We start from the raw sequence: 16849 nt of genomic DNA, 5'->3' as shown, positions 1-16849 counted from the left end.
GAACAAATATCTTGTTTCGCAAACCCGGCGCCGATTTGCCGCTCGACATACTTCGCAACAATTCTGCCTTTGCGAGCCAATCGCGCCTCGCCGACAATGAGGCATGCTAGAATTGCCGCCGATGAAACCGGACGAATCGAAGCCGCACATCCTGGTCGTCGAGGACGCACGCGACATTCGCGAGCCCTTGGCAAGGTATCTGCGCGAAAACGGCTATCGCGCCACCACCGCGCCCGATGCCGCCGCCGCCCGCAAACTGATGAAAGCGTCGGGGATCGACCTCGTCGTGCTCGACATCATGATGCCGGGCGAAGACGGATTGTCGCTGTGCCGCGCAATTCGCGAGTCGTCGCAGACGCCGGTGATCCTGCTCACCGCCCGCGGCGAAGAGGTCGACCGCATCATCGGGCTGGAGATGGGCGCCGACGACTACATGCCGAAGCCGTTTTCGCCGCGCGAATTGATCGCCCGCATCGCCGCGGTGCTGCGCCGGACCCAGGCGTTGCCGCCGCGCCAGAAACCACCGACCGCCGCCAAGATTCATTTCGGCGACTGGACGCTCGATACCGGCCAGCGTGAGCTGATCGGCGCCGACGGCGTTGCCTTGCCGTTGTCGAGCGGCGAGTTCCGGCTGTTGTCGGCGCTGATCGAGCGGCCCAAGATCGCCCTGTCGCGCAACCAGCTTCTCGACCTCACCAAGGGCCGCGACGCCGATCTGTTCGACCGTTCGATCGACAATCACGTCAGCCGGCTACGCAAGAAGATCGAGCCCGACCCGAAGAACCCGCGCTACATCAAGACGGTGTGGGGTGGCGGCTACATCTTTGCCGTCGATCCGGTGACGGAATGAAACCGGGTGTCCTGCGTTTGTGGCCACGGACCCTCGGGGCCCAGCTGATCGTCGTCATTTCGCTGGCGATCTTTTTGTCGAATGCGGCGGTGGCGCTGTGGTTCGAACTGGGCGCCGAGCGTCAGAACGAGGCCGACCTCGTCGAACGCATGCTCGACCGCACCGCATCGCTGACCACCCTGATGACGACCATCCCGCCCAAGGCCCGCGTCGCGGCCGGTGAAGCGCTGGAGGGCCGGCTCTGGCATTACCGCATCCACAATGGCGCTCATGTCGATGAGCCGATGTCGCCCGAGGAAGCGAAGCTGGCGGCGCGGCTGAGCGCGATGTTGCCCGCCCACCACGCCAACGGACCGGTCGGTGTCCACTTCCGCTATGGCCGCCTGCCGGGCCCTGGGCCGACACCACTCGTTAAATCGGTCGAGATGGTGGTGCCGATCGTGCGCGGCAGCGAGCTGGTGGCCACCTTCACCCGCCCGCCCGATCCGCCGTGGCCGATGGAGATGATCATCGCGGCCGTGCTGGCGGTCCTGATCGCCTCCGTCTCCGGTGCCTACATCGCGCGACGGATGGCGCGGCCGTTGTCGAAGCTGGCGGAAGCGGCGGCGGCGACGGCGCGCGGCGAAACCGCACCGCGGGTGCCCGAAGTCGGCCCCGATGACGTGCGCCGCGCCGCGGAAGCGTTCAACGCCATGACCGATCAGGTTACTCGCACCCTGGAAAGCCAGCGCCACCTGCTCTCGGCGGTGGGTCACGATCTCCGCACGCCGCTGACCGCGATGCGGATCAACATCGAGTTCGTCACCGACACCGAGCTGCAGGAGCGGCTGCAGAAGAACCTCGACGAGCTGCAGGAGCTGACCGAGGCGGTGCTGTCGGCCGCCCGCGGCACCGGCGGCGAGCCCTCGCGCCAGATCGACCTCGCCGCGTTGGTGGAGAGCATCTGCGCCGACCTCGACGATCTCGGCGAGCCGGTGACCTGGGCCGGCCATGCCGCAGCGCCGCTGTCGTGCCGGTCGGGCGAGGTCCGCCGCGCGGTCCGCAATCTGGTCGAGAACGCGGTCGCCTATGGCAAGAAGGCCGAAGTCTCGATGCACGATATTTCAGGGGGCTATGAGGTCTGGATCGAAGACGAAGGCCCCGGCATTCCGGTTGCCGATCGCCAGCGGGTGTTCGAGCCGTTCGTACGCCTGGAAAGCTCGCGCAATCTCGAAACCGGCGGCACCGGCCTGGGGCTGACCCTGGTCAAGGCCATCGCCGAAGGTCACGGCGGCCGGGTCGTGCTGGAAGACCGCGCCGGCGGTCACGGCCTCAAGGTGCGGCTGGTCCTGCCGCGCCAGCCAGTGATTGCACCACGCCCGAAGGAACACTCGTGATACCGATTGCTGCGATCGTTTTGGCGGCGGGCCGATCCTCGCGCATGCCGGAAGGCAAGCTGCTGGCGCCGCTCGATAGCGTTCCGTTGATCCTGCATACCGTGGCGGCGGCATGCGCCAGCAAGGCGGACCCGGTGATCGTCGTTACCGGCTATCGCGGACGCGAAGTCGCCGCCGCGCTGGCGGGGTTACCGGTGTTGATCGTCGAAAACGTCAGTTATGCAGACGGTTTGAGTTCGTCCTTGACGTGCGGTGTGAAGATCGTACCGGAGCACTGCGGCGGCTTCGTCGTGTTGCTTGGTGACATGCCATTCGTGCGGCCGGCGGTGATCAATGGCCTGATCGAAGGCTTTGCTCCGGCCGAGGGCCGCGCCATCGGGGTGCCGGTCCATCGCGGCCGGCAGGGTAATCCGGTATTGTGGAGCAGCCAGTTCCGGGACGAAATTCTGACCCTCACCGGCGACCAAGGTGCCAAGCCACTCATGGCGTTGCACAGCGATCTTATCTATCTACATGAAGTGCCGACCGATTCCGTTCTGACCGATTTCGATACGCCGGAAGACTTCACCCGCCGATGAGCGACTTGCCTTACACCGTCGATCTACTGCGACTGGCAGCCGAGGCCCGGGGCGCCGGGCGACTGCCGCAGCCCTGCCTCAGCCATACGGAATCCAACCCCGTTTGCGGCGACCGTATCATCGTCGACTTAAAACTAGATAGTGACCACATAACAGCGATAGCCCACGACACCCGCGCCTGTGTTCTGACGCAGGCCTCGGCATCGATCCTGGGCGGAGCTCTCGCAGGCCATACGCTCGCCGAGCTTCAGGTCTTGCGCACGGCGGTCGCTGCAATGCTGTCGGGAGGCCCGGCACCTGAGGGCCGCTTCGCCGCCTACCGCCACCTCGCCGATGTTGCCCGCCACCCGGCGCGCCACCGCTGCGTCCTGCTCCCGATCGACGCCGCGCTAAAGGCGGCAATCCCGGACGCTCCCCAGGAAATCTAACTTACGCCGATGTACCGCCACTCCCTTTCTGCCCCGCGGGCGGAAGGGTGTCTGCGCTGGCACGCAGACCGTGGGGGAAGTCCGGCGAAGCCGGAAAGGGGGCTCATAATCACCCCGTGATGTCAGCCCCCTTTGGCGCTGCGCGCCACTTCCCCCACGGTCTACGTGCAGACGGCAGAAATCGCCTCGCCCGCGGGGGCAGAAAAGGGAGCGGTCCTGCGCGGGCTACAGGCGGCCGAACCAGCAGGCGAGCGGGCCTAGTTCCAGGGTTCCATCCCGCACCGTCGCCTCGCCGCAGCCGAGATCGAGCGCCGTCGCGGCACCGAGCGGGTCGAGGTCGAACGCCACCGGCAGGCGGCTGAGATTGAACACCGCCAGCACCCGCGCCTCGTCCAACGTGCGGACGAAGGCCAGGATCGGCGGTGCCGCCGGCACGAACTTCATCTCACCGGCGACCATAGTCGGTTCGCTCTTGCGGGCGGCGAGGAAGCGGCGGGCGTAGGCCAGCGTCGAGTCCGGGTCGAGCTCCTGCACCGAGACCGCCAGGCCTTTGTGCGCCGGTCCGGTCGGCAGCCAAGGCGTGCCGGTCGAGAAGCCGTAGTTCGGCGCCGCAGCATCCCATGGCATCGGCGTGCGGCAGCCATCGCGGCCCTTGAAGATCGGGTAATAGAGGTCGCCGACCGGGTCGCGCAGCTGGTCGCGCTGAAGATCAACTTCGGTCAGCCCGAGTTCCTCGCCCTGATACAGGCAGACCGTGCCTTTGATGGAAAACAAGAGCGCCAGCATCAATTTCGCCAGCGCCGGATCGCCGTCCGCGGCGCCGCCGAAGCGCGAGACCGTGCGCGGGATGTCGTGATTGCAGAACGCCACCACCGGCCAGTGCCGCGGATGACCGGCGAGCAGCGCGTAGTTGCCGGTAATGAACCCCGGCGACAGCAGCTTCTGGCGCAGCATGAAGAGGTGTAGCCGCCGTGCAGCCCTTCGTCCGGCGCCGCAAATGCGCCCGAGCGCTCGTAGCCTTCCGAGAACTCGCCGAACACGAAGCGCTCGCCATAGGATTCGACGTGGTGGCGGATTTCGTTCAGCACCAGCACGTTTTCCGGCAAATTGCAGTCGTGGAGATGCTCCTGCAGATTGTCGGCGTCGGCCCAGTTGGCATCGGTGCGCATCTGCTGCGGCACCGGCGGATTGTCCCTCAGCAGCGGGTCGTGGAGATAGGCATTGGCGACATCGAGCCGATAGCCGTCGACGCCCCGCTCGAGCCAGAAATCGATCACTTTCAGCGCCGCGGCGCGGGCGTCGGAATGCTGCCAGTTCAGCTTCGGCTGCTGGCGGAGGAATTTATGATGATAGTGCTGGCGCCGCGCCGGCTGATACGACCACGCCGGCCCGCCGAATGCCGACAGCCAGTTGTTGGGGGCGGTGCCGTCGTCCTTGGGATTGGCCCAGACGTACCAGTCGGCCTTGGCGCCGGCGAGCATCGAATCCTTGAACCAGGCGTGCTCGTCGGAGGTATGGCACAGCACCTCGTCGAGCAGCACCTTCAGTCCGCGGTCGTGGGCGGCGGCAATGAAGGCGTCGAAATCCTTCAGCGTGCCGTAATCGGGGTGGACGTCTTCGTAGTCCGAAACGTCATAGCCCCAATCGCGGTTCGGCGAGGGATGGATTGGCGACAGCCAGATCGCGTCCACCCCCAGCGCCTTGATGTAGTCGAGCTTCGTGGTCAGCCCGGCAAAGTCGCCCTGCCCGTCGCCGTTGGCATCGGCGAACGAACGAACATAGACCTGATAGATAACGGCACCCTGCCACCAGGGAGCGGTCGCCATCAGAGGTCGCAGGCCGTGGGCACGATCTTGGTCACCAGCCCGTATTCGACCGCCTGCTCGGCACTCATCCAGAAATTACGCTCGGTGTCGTTGACGATGCGCTCCAGCGGCTGGCCGGTCTCGCGCGCGATGATGCGGTTGAGGCGTTCGCGCATCTTGAGGATTTCTTCCGCCTCAATGGAAATGTCCGACGCCTGACCGCGGACGCCGCCGAGCGGCTGATGCAGCAGGAAGCGCGTATTGGGCATGCAGAAGCGGCTGTCCTTGTTGGCGCCGAGGAAGATATGGGCGCCGGCCGAGGCGACCCAGCCGGTCCCGATCACCTTCACCCGCGGCCCGACATAACGCAGCATGTCGTGCATGGTGTCGCCGGCTTCGACATGGCCGCCGGGCGAATTGATGATGACCTTGATGTCGTCGTTGTTTTCGGCGGCCAGGGCCAGGAGCTGAGCGCACACCCGTTCCGCCATCTTCATATCGACTTCGCCGAAGATGAGGACGGTGCGCGACTTGAACAGCGCTTTCTGGACCGGCAGGGACTGCGGTTCCGGCAGTTCGACCTTGCTCTTCTCGTCTTCTTCTTCATCGAGGCGATACATGCGGGCTCCTATGGGTCCAGAGGGGACCCCAATCCATACAATCCCTCCAGCATGGCGTCCAGACGCTTAACGGCGGGTTTCGGGCTTATCCGTCAAGGGCTTGAATTGGCCCGGCGCAAGTCCTTGACAGTCGGCGGAAAGCCAGCGGAAGTCCCAGCGGTCGATCACTGGAATCGGCCCACTCAGCCCCGACATGGTGACCTCCATGGTGATGTGTTCCGGCGAGTCGAAGCGGACGATGCTCTTTTGGGTCGAGGGGCCGCCCGTCATGGTACTCGTCATCGAGGCGATCAATCGCTCCGGGTTCAGCCGGTAAACGGTATGGATTTTCCGCTCGTGGCAGACGCTGTCGACCGTGACGGTATCGCCCGCAAGCTGCGGGGCGCCGATGGTACAGCCGATCCCACTGGACGCGAGATCGAGGTGCTTGGCTTGCTCCTCGGGCGTCAGGCAGGCCTGCAGCCTCATGCCGGGGGCGGCCAGCGCCTCGTCCGATCGCTTGGCGGCCTCGCTTGCCGTCGCGGCCGGGGCGACGAAGACTGCGAGGTTGGTGTGCTTCTCCATCAGCCACAGCCCCGCCCTGGTCGGCGGTTTGGGATGAACGACGCCGTCCGACAGGGCTGGCGCCGCCAGAAGAAGTACGCACGCAACGCCAGCCATCACCACACGCATGTCGAGCCCCCGCGGTTCAGTGCTCGATTCTGTACGTCCTCCACGAATGCGCTTCCAGTGAAATCGGGAACACGGTGGTCGGCGCCACGGTGATGAGGCGGCCGCGGCGGTCCTTTTGCGGCGTCGCCGGCGGTTTTGCGGCGATCAGCTTGCCGGTTTTCAGGTCGCGCAGTTTGGCGCCCGCACCCGGAACCACCACGCTCATCGCCGTCGCCGCATCGCGGAAGGATTCCACAGCAATCGTGTAGTTGTCATAGGCGAACAGCGACACCAGCGCCGGCGCGTCGAGCCGGGCCTCGAAATCGGGCATCAGGTAATGCCGGATCTGGCTCAGCGCCGCTTGCGGCAGTTGATAGAGATCGGCCGGATTGTCGGGGATGTTGAGGAGGTAGATCGTCCCCTTCGAATAGGCGTTCATCAACAGGATCGGATCGCCTTTCGACCCCGCCGTGCCGCGGATGATGCCCCAGCTGTCGTTGGTGTAGAAATGCACTTCCGGGAACAGGATCGGGGTCAGCGCCTTGCCCTTGTCGTTGAGCACGGTGCCGTTGCCGGCGCCGAAGCCGTCGATGAATTCACGGATGCCGATCACCCGGCCGGTGACATTCCATTCGGCAATCTGCTTGAACCCCTTGTCCTGCATGGCGCGCAGGAAGCCGGAGGTGATGACGACGTTGCCGCCCGATTTCAGCTGCGCGTCGATCTTCTTGATGATGTCGGGATCGTATTTGGCCTCTTCCGTCAGCAGCACCAGCTTGGCGCCGGTCGGGAAGGTCGGCGTCATCTCGATCGGAATGCCGATGTTGCCGAGATAGTGCTGCAGGAAGTCTTCGCCGTCGGACTGAACCGGCTTGTAGCTCGGAATGCCGACCGGGTTGCCGAGATCGCCGAGTGCGGCGTCGACCTGTTCGAGCGAATAGCCGGCGACGCGGCCCCAGCCGAAGCTATCGCCCTTGCCCGCCGGTTTGAAACCGCGCGCCATGTCGTTCCAATTGAAGCTGGTCGGACGCTTTGCCCAAGCAGCCCGTGCGCCGGCATCGACCTTGTTCTCAGGATCGACCAGATCGTGCCAATTGAACAGAGTGATTTCGCGCGCCTTGGCGAATAGCGTGCCCCAAAGCTGTTCGGCATAGCGGTCGACGTAGCGGATGCTGTAGGTGTCGACCCAGCCGCCGCCGTTGCCGCCGTTGAAACCGGTCGGGCGGATGTTGTCGAAATAGCGAATGATGCCGTAGCTCTCGTATTGCTGCAGCAACTGATCGGTGATGTAGGGGTCGCGGGTTTCGGTCCCGGTATAGATCCCGTCAAAGATCTGCGGTTCCTTGTCGAGATCGAAGCCCAGGCCTTGGAAGTGCTCGTACCAGTTGGGATACTTGATGATCACTTTCACCGCCGGATTGGCAGCCTTGGCGGCGCCCACGACCAGCGTCTGCGCCACTTCGCGCATGCGCTCCAGCCGGTATTGCGTCCACGAGCGATCGCCCTTGGCGGCGATGTCGGCGTCGGATTTGGAAGTGTAGAAGAAGAAGTCGTCGAGGATCACTTCGTTGAAGTGCCGTGCCGCCAGCTCCGCCGCCTTCTGGCACTCGGCGCGATCGGCCGGGTCTTCATAATCGAAGGTGCCGAACTGGCCGTTCTTGCCGCCTGCCGCCAGCGTGATGCCGCCCGCGACCATGATGCCCTTGGCCTCGAACGCCTTCTTCACCGCGTCCAATTCGGCGTCGGTCGCGAAAACGTGATTACGGTAGGCTTCGACATAGACCTTGTCGAACTTCACCTGCCGCTGCATGCGATCGAATTGGCGTGCGAATTCCGCCGGGTCGGCGAGTTCCTTGGTCGAGCCTACCACGACATAGATCGCGCTGCGGAAATTGCGATATTTGGCTGGCGCGGCAGCGTTCGATGGCGCCAAAGCCCCCATCACGAATACGGCCAACAACGCGCCGATAATCCTGCGCATGAATCCTCTCCCTCATCCGCTCGGCATCCCGAGTCTTGGGAAGATGGTAAGCGCTATCAGCGACGGTGGCGAGGGGTGAAATCTGGCTTTCGTTTGTCACGAGGACCGCGGGAGGAAAGCGCTTTCATCTCTCCATACGGCACCAATTGCTGCTTGCCGTTGCCGATCAAATCGGCGCGCCCCATCGCCTTCAGCGCCTCGCGCAGCAGCGGCCAGTTTTCGGGATCGTGAGAGCGCAGGAACGCCTTGTGCAGTCGGCGCTGCTTCATCCCCTTGACCGCATCGACCTTCTCCGACGCACCCCGCCGCACCGGCCGCAGCGGATTGAAGCCGGTGTGATACATCGCGGTGGAAAGCGCCATCGGGGCGGCGAGATAGGTTTGCACCTGATCGGGGCGGAAGTTGTTTTTCTTCAGCCACAGCGCCAAATTCAGCATGTCTTCGTCGGTCGTGCCCGGATGGGCGGCAATGAAATACGGAATAAGGAAATAGTTCTTGCCCGCCGCCTTCGCCGCCGCGTCGAACATCTCCTTGAAGCGTTCATAGGCACCGATGCCGGGCTTCATCATCTTCGACAGCGGGCCCGCTTCGGTGTGCTCCGGTGCGATCTTCAGATAGCCGCCGACATGATGGGAAACGAGTTCCTTGACGTATTCCGGGCTCTTCACGGCGAGATCGTAGCGCACGCCCGAGGCCACCATCACCTTCTTGATGCCGGGAATCGCACGCGCCTTGCGATAGAGCGCGATCAGGTCGTCGTGGCTGGTGTTCAGGTTCTTGCAGATATCGGGAAACACGCAGCTCGGCCGCCGGCACACCGCCTCGGTTTCCTTGTCCTTGCAGGCCATGCGGTACATGTTGGCGGTCGGCCCGCCGATGTCGGAGATGACGCCGGTAAAGCCCTCGGTCCGGTCGCGCACACGCTCGATTTCGCGTAAGACCGAGCCTTCCGACCGCGACTGGATGATGCGCCCTTCGTGCTCGGTGATGGAACAGAACGAACAGCCGCCGAAGCAGCCGCGCATGATCGTCACCGAACTCTTGATCATCTCCCAGGCCGGAATGCGCGCGCCCGGGTACGACGGATGCGGCGCTCGCGCATAGGGCAGTTCATAGACCGAATCCATTTCCTCCGTAGTCAGAGGAATCGGCGGCGGCGTCAGCCAGACGTCGCGGGATCCGTGCCGTTGCACCAGCGGTTTGGCGTTACCCGGATTGGCCTCCTTGTGCAGCACGCGCGAGGTGCGCGCATAGCTTTCGGGATCAGTGGAAACCTGCTCGTACGATGGCAGCCGCACGACAATGTTTTCCCCCACACAACGCCCCTCGTCGGCGCTGTCGAGGTCATCCGCGTGGGCTTCGGTCCATCCTTCGGGCAGTTTCGACCGCGCCAACGCCACGCCGCGCACATCGGAAAAATCCTGGTCGAAGCCGCCGGCCGCGACGCGGTGGGCGATTTCCACCAGCGCCCGCTCGGCATTGCCGTAGAGCAGCAGCTCGGCTTTCGCATCGAGCAGAATGGAGCGGCGCACTTTGTCGGACCAGTAATCGTAATGGGCGATGCGGCGCAGCGAAGCCTCGATGCCGCCGATCACCACCGGCACACCGGAAAATGCCTCCTGGCAGCGTTGGGCGTAGACGATCACCGCGCGATCGGGGCGCTTGCCGCCCTCGCCGTTCGGCGTGTAGGCATCGTCGTGGCGCAGCCGCCGGTCGGAGGTATAGCGGTTGACCATCGAATCCATGTTCCCGGCGGTGACGCCGAAGAACAGCCGCGGCCGCCCCAGCGCGCGGAACGGGTCCGCCGAATGCCAGTCGGGCTGGGCGATGATGCCGACGCGCAAGCCCTGCGCTTCCAGCAATCGCCCGATGATGGCCATACCGAAACTGGGGTGATCGATGTAGGCATCGCCGGTGACGACGATCACATCGCATTCGTCCCAGCCGAGCGCCACCATTTCCGCCCGCGACATCGGCAGGAACGGCGCCGCCTTGGCGTCGCGCAGCTTCGGATAGGACGTCAGGGGCCTAGTCATGGGCGCTGATAGCACGCGCGCCGCGGCCGCGACAATCAGGCGAGGTCGAGGTGCAGGAACTGGCTGTAGGCGTCCGCAATGCAGTCGACGGTGCGCTTCGCCGATCGGGGCTGCGTGTTGGCGTGCATGCCGGCGAGATGAAGTTCCAGCAGAGTGAGCAGGCCGGGATCGTCAAAGTCGGCGCGTGCGATCGTCACGACCTACTCCGGAAATGGCACGAACCGTCCGGCGCAGTTCGGGCCGGAGCCCTGGGACGGCGTTCCCTTGATCGTTGCATCGGTCCCGGCAGGCAGCGCCAGATTGCTGCCGCCCGTCGCATAAGTCACGTCCGCATCTTCCAGCCTGTAGGTAACCTTCGCCGCATCGCTGAGAAACACGCCGTCGAGGGCGGCGGCGACGCGATGCTCCTTGTCGTAGCCCGAGAACATGATTTCGCCGCCGCCGGAAATGCCGACATTGCGGAACGTGATGTCACGATAGACCGGCGGCGAATTTCCGCGCGACCCGCCATCGGAGCCATACGATCCCGTCAGCATGATGGGATGGGGCGAACTGCGGATGCAGATATTCTCGTAGACAATGTCGTGCACCAGTCCGCCGCGATTGCCCGCCGATTTGATGCGCAAACCGTTGTCGGTGCCGTCGAGCACCAGGTCGATCACCCGCACTTTGCTGACCCCGCCCGCGGTACCCGAACCGATCGACATGCCGTGGCCGTAATAGAACACGCTGTGGCTCACCGTCATGTTGGTGAGACCCTTGCCGTCGCCCTTGATCGCGACATTGTCGTCGCCGGCGCGGATGAAGCTGTGGGTGATGGTGATGTTCTTCGCGCCGTTGCCGGGATCGATACCGTCGGTGTTGTGCGCCAGCGGCCGGGTCTCGCGCGGAAAGCGCTGCGGCGTGGAGATTTTCACGCCCCACACCGTAAAGCCGTCGCCGCCATTGTAGACGACGTGGAAATTCGGCGAGTTTTTCAGGGTGATGCGATAGAGCGTGAAGTTGTCGGCCCGGTCCGCAACCACCAGCCGCGGCAGGATGCGTCCGCCCTGCCCGCCGGCGGCGAGGTCCCAGGCGCTGATGGATTTGCCTGGAATGATAATGCCGCCGCGCCCGTCGATGACGCCGTCGCCCATGATGCCCGCATCGGCGGCGTCTTCGACCGTGATCAGCGGTTTGCAGCCGCGCCCCTTGCCGGCAGCGGCGACGCCGCAACTGCCCGGCTTCACCGCATAGCGGTTGAAATCGAGCGAGGCGAACAGCGTCGCGCCCTTGTCGACCAGCAGTGTCACCCCGGAGCGCAGCCGCAGCGGGCCGCTGACGAAGGCATCGCTTCTGCCCGCGGTCCGCAGCGCCACCGCTTTGCCTTTCGGACAATCGTCGATCGCGTTCTGGATGCGAATGGTGTCGAGCCTGTCCTCGTCCGCCGCCGCGAGGCTGCGATACGGCCCATCCGCCACCGAGGTGAGGTGCGCACCGATCACCGCGCACACCGGCGGCACGACCGGCTCGGTGACAGTCCGGGCATCCTGCGCCCACGCCCCAACCCCCAATGACACCGTTGTCAAAAATGCCGCTGAAAGGAATCTGGACATGCCGCCGGCCCTTGCCTCAATAAACCGCACCACCATCCCTTGTTTCCGCCCGCCCCTCCATAACCCGACAGGCGAATGCGCCGTTTGGGCGCAGTCATTCGGGACCGAACAGGCCCGGCAAATCACGAGCGCCGTGAACGACACGCACAATCTCAATGCCGCCGCGAACCGTCCGATAGAAAATGAGATACCGACCGACGGGATGATAACGAAACTCCGGCCGCAAATCCGGCCGCGCCGGCCCCAGCTCTGGATTTACCGCGATCAGACCGCAAACCTCGTCAATCTTATTGAGCAAGCGATCGGCGGCGGTGGGATCATCGGACGCAATGAAGGTCCAGATTTCGATGAGGTCTTCCTCGGCGCGGCGGGTACGAACAAACCGGACCACTTCCCCCTCCTACCTGCCGGACGATTTGCTTTTTGCCCGCCGACGCGCTTCGTCTTTGATCGCGGCGATATCCTCGAACCGGCCGGGCCCGCTGGCAACGCCCTCATCCCATTGCCGGCGGATGCGTTCGCGCTCCTGTTCCAACAGGCTGCGGCGCAGTTTCCATTCCCGCAGCGCTTCGCGAATGACTTCGCTCGAGCTGGCGTAATCGCCGGACTCGACCGCCACATCGATCATGGCCGCCATTTCTTCAGTAAGCGTGACGCTCATCTTGGCAACATTGGACATGGGAGATCTCCGTCGATTGGTAGGATATTATCCTCCAACATCCTACCAAAGCAATGCAGCTTCCGCTTTCCGGCGGGCGCAAAAAGGTGCAAAAAAACACATGCCCTGGACCGAACTCGATCATGCCGTGCTGGATAACGGCGATGTGCTCACCTTGCGCCGCGACGGCAGCGAGTTTGAAATCCGCGTCGGGCTCTACCAGCTGATGTCGAGCAAGAACCCGGCGTCGGAGCGGGCCCTGGCTGAGATGGCGGTGGCGCGGGCCGGCGTGGTGCGGCGGGTGCTGATCGGCGGCCTCGGCATGGGCTATACGGCGCGGGCGATGCTCGACGTCTGCGGGGCGGGCGCGCGGATCACGGTCGCCGAACTGGTGCCGGCGGTGGTCAAGTGGAACCGCGGCCCCCTCGCCGATCTGGCCGCCCACCCGCTCGACGACCCGCGCGTCAGCATTTTCGCCGGCGATGTCGCGGAGGCCTTGCGGGCCAATCCCGGCGCCTTCGACGTCATTCTCCTGGACGTCGACAACGGCCCCGAGGCGGTGATGTTCGACCGCAACGGCGCCCTCTACACCTGCGGCGGGCTGGCCGAGGTCCTCGCCGGGCTGGCGCCGGGCGGCGTCTTGGCGGTGTGGGCGGCCGATGCCTCGCCGGGGTTCGAGCGGGTCGCCGGGCCGGGCTGCGAGCGCTCCGACGTGGCGGTGGGCAGCGTCACCCACACCCTCTATTTCGTTCGCCCCGACCCGGCCAAAATGCCCGAGGCGGTTGGCGCGTCAGACGCTTGCAAAGCGGCGCGGCGGCCTATATAGCCCCGTCCTCCGCGGGGACACCCGCGAACCGGCAGCGCCCTTCGTCTATCGGTTAGGACTCAAGATTTTCAATCTTGCAAGAGGAGTTCGACTCTCCTAGGGCGCGCCAAATACCGATCCTTCAATGGGTTACGGCACAGACGCTGTCCCGAGGCAGCGCTGGCATGCGCGACTTCCCGCTTCCCTGATCGCCACTTTAGCGCGAATATCACCATGGGTCGTAAGGGGGGCTTATGCCCATGTCTCGACAATATCCACTGCGTTACGGCGCCGGGGTATTCCTGTTCACGGTCGGTGTCGCATTGGTCACGGCGGCATTAACTGACATCAGCAAAGGCAATCAATATTTCGGCTTGGCCGGTCTCGTCGGCACGCTGGGATATGTCGTTTGCTGGCGGCGCTCGGTGCGGAGGCACGGCCGACCGCGCCTGTATCAATTCCTGAACATCGTCGCCGTCATCGCGCTGCAGGTCGCAGCGTTTGCCTATCTCATGAAGGCACCGTGGTTTCAGACCTTGTCCGATTATAATGGACAGCTCGTGGTGCTGGCCGTCGTCGCCGTGCATTTCATGCTGATGTATTGGGCGATCGGCCGCTGGGTTGTCTGGCTCGGGATTGCCGATCTGGCGTGGATTGCAGCGGTGTTCGCCCTGCCGCAACCGGTTGCGACGGTCATCCTCGGCTTTGCGTCCCTGAACGTGGTGTTCGGAGTCATCATGGCGCTGCCGATCCTCGGCAAGGGCCCGGCGCAGTCCTAAACGCTTCCCCCTGCTGCGTCGTCGAGGTGGAGTTGCACCCGCGCCTGCCCGTTCCATTCTTCGGCCCGCAGCCGTCCGGCGACGTGGATTTTGCCACCGCGCGCCTTGAGCAGCGCCTCGCCCAGCGGCGTCTCGGCGACGCGGAAGGCGATGGCATCAAGGCGAGCGCCGTCGCCGCCGACCAGCCGCAGACGGACATGGCCCTTGCCGACAGTGTCGACGAACGCCACCCGCGCGTCGGGCACGACCAGCAGCGGCTCGGCATTGCCGGCGCCATAGGGCCCGGCGTGTTCGAGATCGCGCGCCAGCTCGATCGTCGCGCCGCTCGGCGAGACGGTGGCATCGATGGCCAGCGGCGCGGCGGCGAGCGGCCCGCCTTTGAGGAACGCCGCGGCGAGGAAAGTGCGGAATGGCTCCACTTGCGCCGGGGTCAGGCCGAAGCCCGCCGCCATGGCGTGGCCGCCGCCGGCCTCGATCACGCCGGCCTCATGCGCGGCGCGGATCATGGCCCCGACATTGGCGCCCGCCACCGAGCGCGCCGAGCCGCGCCCCAGCCCGCCTTCGAAGCCGGCAACGAACGCCGGCTTGCCGAACCGCTCCTTGAGCCGGCCGGCGACGATGCCGACCACGCCCGGATGCCAGCCCTCCCCGGCCACCAGCACGAACGGGCTCGCCTCTTGCGCCGCCGCCAGCCCCATCGCGTCGTCGAGGATCAGTTTCTCGATCGCCTGCCGTTCGCGGTTGTGGGTGTCGAGCGCCAGCGCGTGCTCATCCGCCAGCGCCGCATCGCGGCAGGTGAGCAGATCGACGCCGAGGCCGCAGCGCCCCACCCGTCCGCCGGCATTGATGCGCGGCCCGAACACGAACCCGAGATGATAGGGCGTGAACGGCGGGCGGACATCGGCGACGCGAGCCAGCGCCACCATGCCGGGCCGCTCCAGACGGCTCATCCGGGCCAGCCCAGCGCGGACGAAGGCGCGATTGACGCCGACAAGCGGAACCACGTCGCACACCGTCGCGAGGCCGACGAGATCGACGCTTTCCATCAAATTCGGTTCCGGCCGCGTCGCATACCAATCGGCCTCGCGCAAAGCGCGGTTGAGCGCCACCAGGAACAGGAACGTGATCGCCGCGGCGCAAAGATGACCGAGGCCCGAGGCATCGCCGCCGGCATTCGGGTTCACCTGCGCCACCGCCGGCACACCGTGTTCGCTGGCGTGATGATCGAGCACGATGACATCAAGCCCCGCCTCACGCGCCGCCTTCAACGCCACACCCGCGCCGGCGCCGCAATCGACGGTCACGACCAGCGTGATGCCCTCTCTGTGCAACGCCAGCAGCGCCGCCGTATTGGGGCCATAGCCTTCGCTCAGGCGGTCCGGAATATAAACGCGCGGCGGTGCTTCCACGGCGCTGAGGAAGCCATGCATCAGCGCCGCCGAGCACGAGCCGTCGACATCGTAATCGCCGAACACCGCGATCTTCTCACCGGCTTTGATCGCCGCCACCACGCGCGCGACCGCCTCGTCCATGTGCGCCAGCGTGCGCGGCTCGGGCAGCAGCCGCTTCAGCGTCGGATTGAGATAATCGAGCGCCCCCTCCCGCGTCACGCCGCGCGCCGCCAGCAGCCGGGCAATCACGCCCGGAATCTGGTGGTCGCGCTGGATGGCGCGCGCCAGGTCCTCGTCGCACTGGGCGAGTTCCCACCGGCGGCCGGAGAAGGAGTTGGCGATTTCCATGCCGCCATCAGCGCCGATTCGGGGCTTCGGAAACAGAGGAATATCCGCCTGTTCGCGCTATGATGGCGCGCGATTTACGAATACGTCGCATGGAAAGCATCGCCGGCGCCGACAAGACGATCGCCAACCACGACGCGGCACGGCATCTGCGGTGAACCTCGTTCTGCCCCCGCGGGGGCAGAAAATGAGCTATCGCCCAATCCTTCTCCGCGGGTGCTTCGCGGTGATCCAGCGCACCGTTCCTGAGGTGGAGCGCATCACCACGCTGTGGGTAACGATGTAGTCCGGCGTGCGGTGAACGCCTTGCAGCATGGCACCGTGGGTGACGCCGGTGGCCGCGAAGATCACGTCGCCGCTGGCGAGGTCCTTCAGCTTGTATTTGCGCTCGAGATCGGTGATGCCCCACTTATCCGCCCGGGCGCGCTCGGCATCGTCGCGGAACACGAGGCGTCCCTGCATCTGCCCGCCGAGACAGCGCAGCGCCGATGCCGCCAGCACGCCTTCGGGGGCACCACCGCGGCCGATATAGATGTCGATGTCGGTTTCCGTCGGCGAAGTGGTGGCGATGATGCCGGCGACGTCGCCGTCGGTGATCAGGCGCACCGCCGCGCCGACGCTGCGGATGGCCGCGATGTGGGTGTCGTGCCGCGGCCGGTCGAGCACCAGCGCCGTGATTTCGCGCGGATGTACGCCCTTGGCCCGCGCCACCGCGAGAATGTTGTCTTCGATCGGCGCATCGAGATCGATCACGCCTTCGGCATAGCCCGGCCCGACCGCGATCTTGTCCATGTAGACGTCTGGTGCGTTGAGCAGCGTGCCCGGCTCGGCGATGGCCAGCACCGCCAGCGCATTCGGCAGCGCCTTCGCCGTCAGCGCGGTGCCTTCCAAGGGATCGAGCGCGATGTCGACCGCGATGCCGCCGGTGCCGACCTTCTCGCCGATATAGAG

Annotated in this window: 18 protein-coding genes and 1 tRNA gene; 7 read left to right on the top strand and 12 right to left on the bottom strand. The window is 65.2% G+C overall.

What is annotated here, in order from left to right:
* Positions 1-121: 121 nt before the first annotated feature.
* Genes AC1P6P_RS06260 through AC1P6P_RS06245 form a run of 4 tightly spaced genes read left to right on the top strand, consistent with a single transcriptional unit; the run spans position 122 to position 3232 of the window.
* A complete protein-coding gene (locus tag AC1P6P_RS06260; protein WP_481401575.1) occupies positions 122-850 on the top strand; it encodes a response regulator in 729 nt (242 codons plus the stop codon).
* Positions 847-2226, top strand: coding sequence for a sensor histidine kinase (locus tag AC1P6P_RS06255; RefSeq protein ID WP_481401574.1), 1380 nt, complete (start codon positions 847-849; stop codon positions 2224-2226). The genes AC1P6P_RS06260 and AC1P6P_RS06255 overlap by 4 nt, the downstream gene beginning before the upstream one ends.
* Entirely contained in the window at positions 2223-2804 is a 582-nt protein-coding gene (locus AC1P6P_RS06250; protein ID WP_481401573.1) for a nucleotidyltransferase family protein, read from the top strand. The genes AC1P6P_RS06255 and AC1P6P_RS06250 overlap by 4 nt, the downstream gene beginning before the upstream one ends.
* Entirely contained in the window at positions 2801-3232 is a 432-nt protein-coding gene (locus tag AC1P6P_RS06245) for an iron-sulfur cluster assembly scaffold protein (protein ID WP_481401572.1), read from the top strand. The genes AC1P6P_RS06250 and AC1P6P_RS06245 overlap by 4 nt, the downstream gene beginning before the upstream one ends.
* A gap of 225 nt (positions 3233-3457) precedes the next feature.
* Here AC1P6P_RS06245 and AC1P6P_RS06240 read toward each other — a convergent pair whose 3' ends face one another.
* The 10 genes from AC1P6P_RS06240 to AC1P6P_RS06195 all read right to left on the bottom strand — a co-directional run bounded on the left by AC1P6P_RS06240 (position 3458) and on the right by AC1P6P_RS06195 (position 12599).
* Positions 3458-4102 carry an alpha-glucosidase C-terminal domain-containing protein gene (locus AC1P6P_RS06240; protein ID WP_481401595.1) on the bottom strand — a complete coding sequence of 215 codons (645 nt, stop codon included), beginning with the start codon at positions 4100-4102 and terminating at the stop codon, positions 3458-3460.
* Positions 4018-5058 (bottom strand): alpha-amylase family glycosyl hydrolase, encoded by a 1041-nt coding sequence (locus AC1P6P_RS06235; protein ID WP_481401571.1) that lies wholly within the window; start codon positions 5056-5058, stop codon positions 4018-4020. Before AC1P6P_RS06235 ends, AC1P6P_RS06240 begins: the two co-directional genes overlap by 85 nt.
* Complete coding sequence (locus AC1P6P_RS06230) at positions 5058-5657, bottom strand: ATP-dependent Clp protease proteolytic subunit (RefSeq protein ID WP_481401570.1); 600 nt, start codon at positions 5655-5657, stop codon at positions 5058-5060. Before AC1P6P_RS06230 ends, AC1P6P_RS06235 begins: the two co-directional genes overlap by 1 nt.
* A 66-nt stretch (positions 5658-5723) precedes the next feature.
* On the bottom strand, positions 5724-6329 hold the full coding sequence (locus AC1P6P_RS06225; RefSeq protein ID WP_481401569.1) for a DUF3617 domain-containing protein: 606 nt from the start codon (positions 6327-6329) through the stop codon (positions 5724-5726).
* Positions 6330-6345: 16 nt separating this feature from the next.
* Positions 6346-8289, bottom strand: coding sequence for a hypothetical protein (locus AC1P6P_RS06220; protein WP_481401568.1), 1944 nt, complete (start codon positions 8287-8289; stop codon positions 6346-6348).
* Positions 8290-8345: 56 nt separating this feature from the next.
* Complete coding sequence (locus AC1P6P_RS06215; RefSeq protein WP_481401567.1) at positions 8346-10325, bottom strand: YgiQ family radical SAM protein; 1980 nt, start codon at positions 10323-10325, stop codon at positions 8346-8348.
* A 35-nt stretch (positions 10326-10360) separates the two neighbouring features.
* Positions 10361-10522 (bottom strand): hypothetical protein, encoded by a 162-nt coding sequence (locus tag AC1P6P_RS06210; RefSeq protein WP_481401566.1) that lies wholly within the window; start codon positions 10520-10522, stop codon positions 10361-10363.
* A gap of 3 nt (positions 10523-10525) precedes the next feature.
* Entirely contained in the window at positions 10526-11920 is a 1395-nt protein-coding gene (locus AC1P6P_RS06205; RefSeq protein WP_481401565.1) for a glycoside hydrolase family 28 protein, read from the bottom strand.
* 94 nt (positions 11921-12014) lie between these two features.
* Positions 12015-12311, bottom strand: a complete 297-nt coding sequence (locus tag AC1P6P_RS06200) for a type II toxin-antitoxin system RelE/ParE family toxin (RefSeq protein ID WP_481401564.1) — start codon at positions 12309-12311, stop codon at positions 12015-12017.
* 9 nt (positions 12312-12320) lie between these two features.
* A complete protein-coding gene (locus AC1P6P_RS06195) occupies positions 12321-12599 on the bottom strand; it encodes a type II toxin-antitoxin system ParD family antitoxin (RefSeq protein ID WP_481401563.1) in 279 nt (92 codons plus the stop codon).
* A 100-nt stretch (positions 12600-12699) separates the two neighbouring features.
* On the opposite strand from AC1P6P_RS06195, the gene AC1P6P_RS06190 reads away from it, so the two are divergent.
* The 3 genes from AC1P6P_RS06190 to AC1P6P_RS06180 all read left to right on the top strand — a co-directional run bounded on the left by AC1P6P_RS06190 (position 12700) and on the right by AC1P6P_RS06180 (position 14162).
* Positions 12700-13404, top strand: coding sequence for a spermidine synthase family protein (locus AC1P6P_RS06190; protein WP_481401562.1), 705 nt, complete (start codon positions 12700-12702; stop codon positions 13402-13404).
* A 34-nt stretch (positions 13405-13438) separates the two neighbouring features.
* A tRNA-Glu gene (locus AC1P6P_RS06185) sits at positions 13439-13513 on the top strand.
* Positions 13514-13643: 130 nt separating this feature from the next.
* A complete protein-coding gene (locus tag AC1P6P_RS06180; RefSeq protein ID WP_481401561.1) occupies positions 13644-14162 on the top strand; it encodes a hypothetical protein in 519 nt (172 codons plus the stop codon).
* Here AC1P6P_RS06180 and recJ read toward each other — a convergent pair.
* Positions 14159-15901, bottom strand: a complete 1743-nt coding sequence (recJ, locus tag AC1P6P_RS06175) for a single-stranded-DNA-specific exonuclease RecJ (RefSeq protein ID WP_481401560.1) — start codon at positions 15899-15901, stop codon at positions 14159-14161. The genes AC1P6P_RS06180 and recJ overlap by 4 nt on opposite strands.
* Before the next feature lie 189 nt (positions 15902-16090).
* Positions 16091-16849, bottom strand: a 759-nt coding sequence (locus AC1P6P_RS06170) for a fructose-bisphosphatase class II family protein (protein WP_481401559.1), incomplete at its 5' end; no start/stop codon positions are given.

It is taken from the genome of Rhizomicrobium sp. (assembly GCF_056722145.1).
Note: the sequence above shows the minus strand (reverse complement) of the source record. Positions and strands in the feature narration are given on the sequence as shown.

What these genes read in the sequence shown, in the direction of transcription:
- AC1P6P_RS06260 (WP_481401575.1), top strand. Translation starts at nt 122, where the DNA reads ATGAAACCGGACGAATCGAAGCCGCACATCCTGGTCGTCGAGGACGCA.
- AC1P6P_RS06255 (WP_481401574.1), top strand. Translation starts at nt 847, where the DNA reads ATGAAACCGGGTGTCCTGCGTTTGTGGCCACGGACCCTCGGGGCCCAG.
- AC1P6P_RS06245 (WP_481401572.1), top strand. Translation starts at nt 2,801, where the DNA reads ATGAGCGACTTGCCTTACACCGTCGATCTACTGCGACTGGCAGCCGAG.
- AC1P6P_RS06235 (WP_481401571.1), bottom strand. Translation starts at nt 5,058, where the DNA reads ATGGCGACCGCTCCCTGGTGGCAGGGTGCCGTTATCTATCAGGTCTAT.
- AC1P6P_RS06230 (WP_481401570.1), bottom strand. Translation starts at nt 5,657, where the DNA reads ATGTATCGCCTCGATGAAGAAGAAGACGAGAAGAGCAAGGTCGAACTG.
- AC1P6P_RS06225 (WP_481401569.1), bottom strand. Translation starts at nt 6,329, where the DNA reads ATGCGTGTGGTGATGGCTGGCGTTGCGTGCGTACTTCTTCTGGCGGCG.
- AC1P6P_RS06220 (WP_481401568.1), bottom strand. Translation starts at nt 8,289, where the DNA reads ATGCGCAGGATTATCGGCGCGTTGTTGGCCGTATTCGTGATGGGGGCT.
- AC1P6P_RS06215 (WP_481401567.1), bottom strand. Translation starts at nt 10,325, where the DNA reads ATGACTAGGCCCCTGACGTCCTATCCGAAGCTGCGCGACGCCAAGGCG.
- AC1P6P_RS06205 (WP_481401565.1), bottom strand. Translation starts at nt 11,920, where the DNA reads ATGTCCAGATTCCTTTCAGCGGCATTTTTGACAACGGTGTCATTGGGG.
- AC1P6P_RS06195 (WP_481401563.1), bottom strand. Translation starts at nt 12,599, where the DNA reads ATGTCCAATGTTGCCAAGATGAGCGTCACGCTTACTGAAGAAATGGCG.
- AC1P6P_RS06190 (WP_481401562.1), top strand. Translation starts at nt 12,700, where the DNA reads ATGCCCTGGACCGAACTCGATCATGCCGTGCTGGATAACGGCGATGTG.
- AC1P6P_RS06180 (WP_481401561.1), top strand. Translation starts at nt 13,644, where the DNA reads ATGTCTCGACAATATCCACTGCGTTACGGCGCCGGGGTATTCCTGTTC.
- recJ (WP_481401560.1), bottom strand. Translation starts at nt 15,901, where the DNA reads ATGGAAATCGCCAACTCCTTCTCCGGCCGCCGGTGGGAACTCGCCCAG.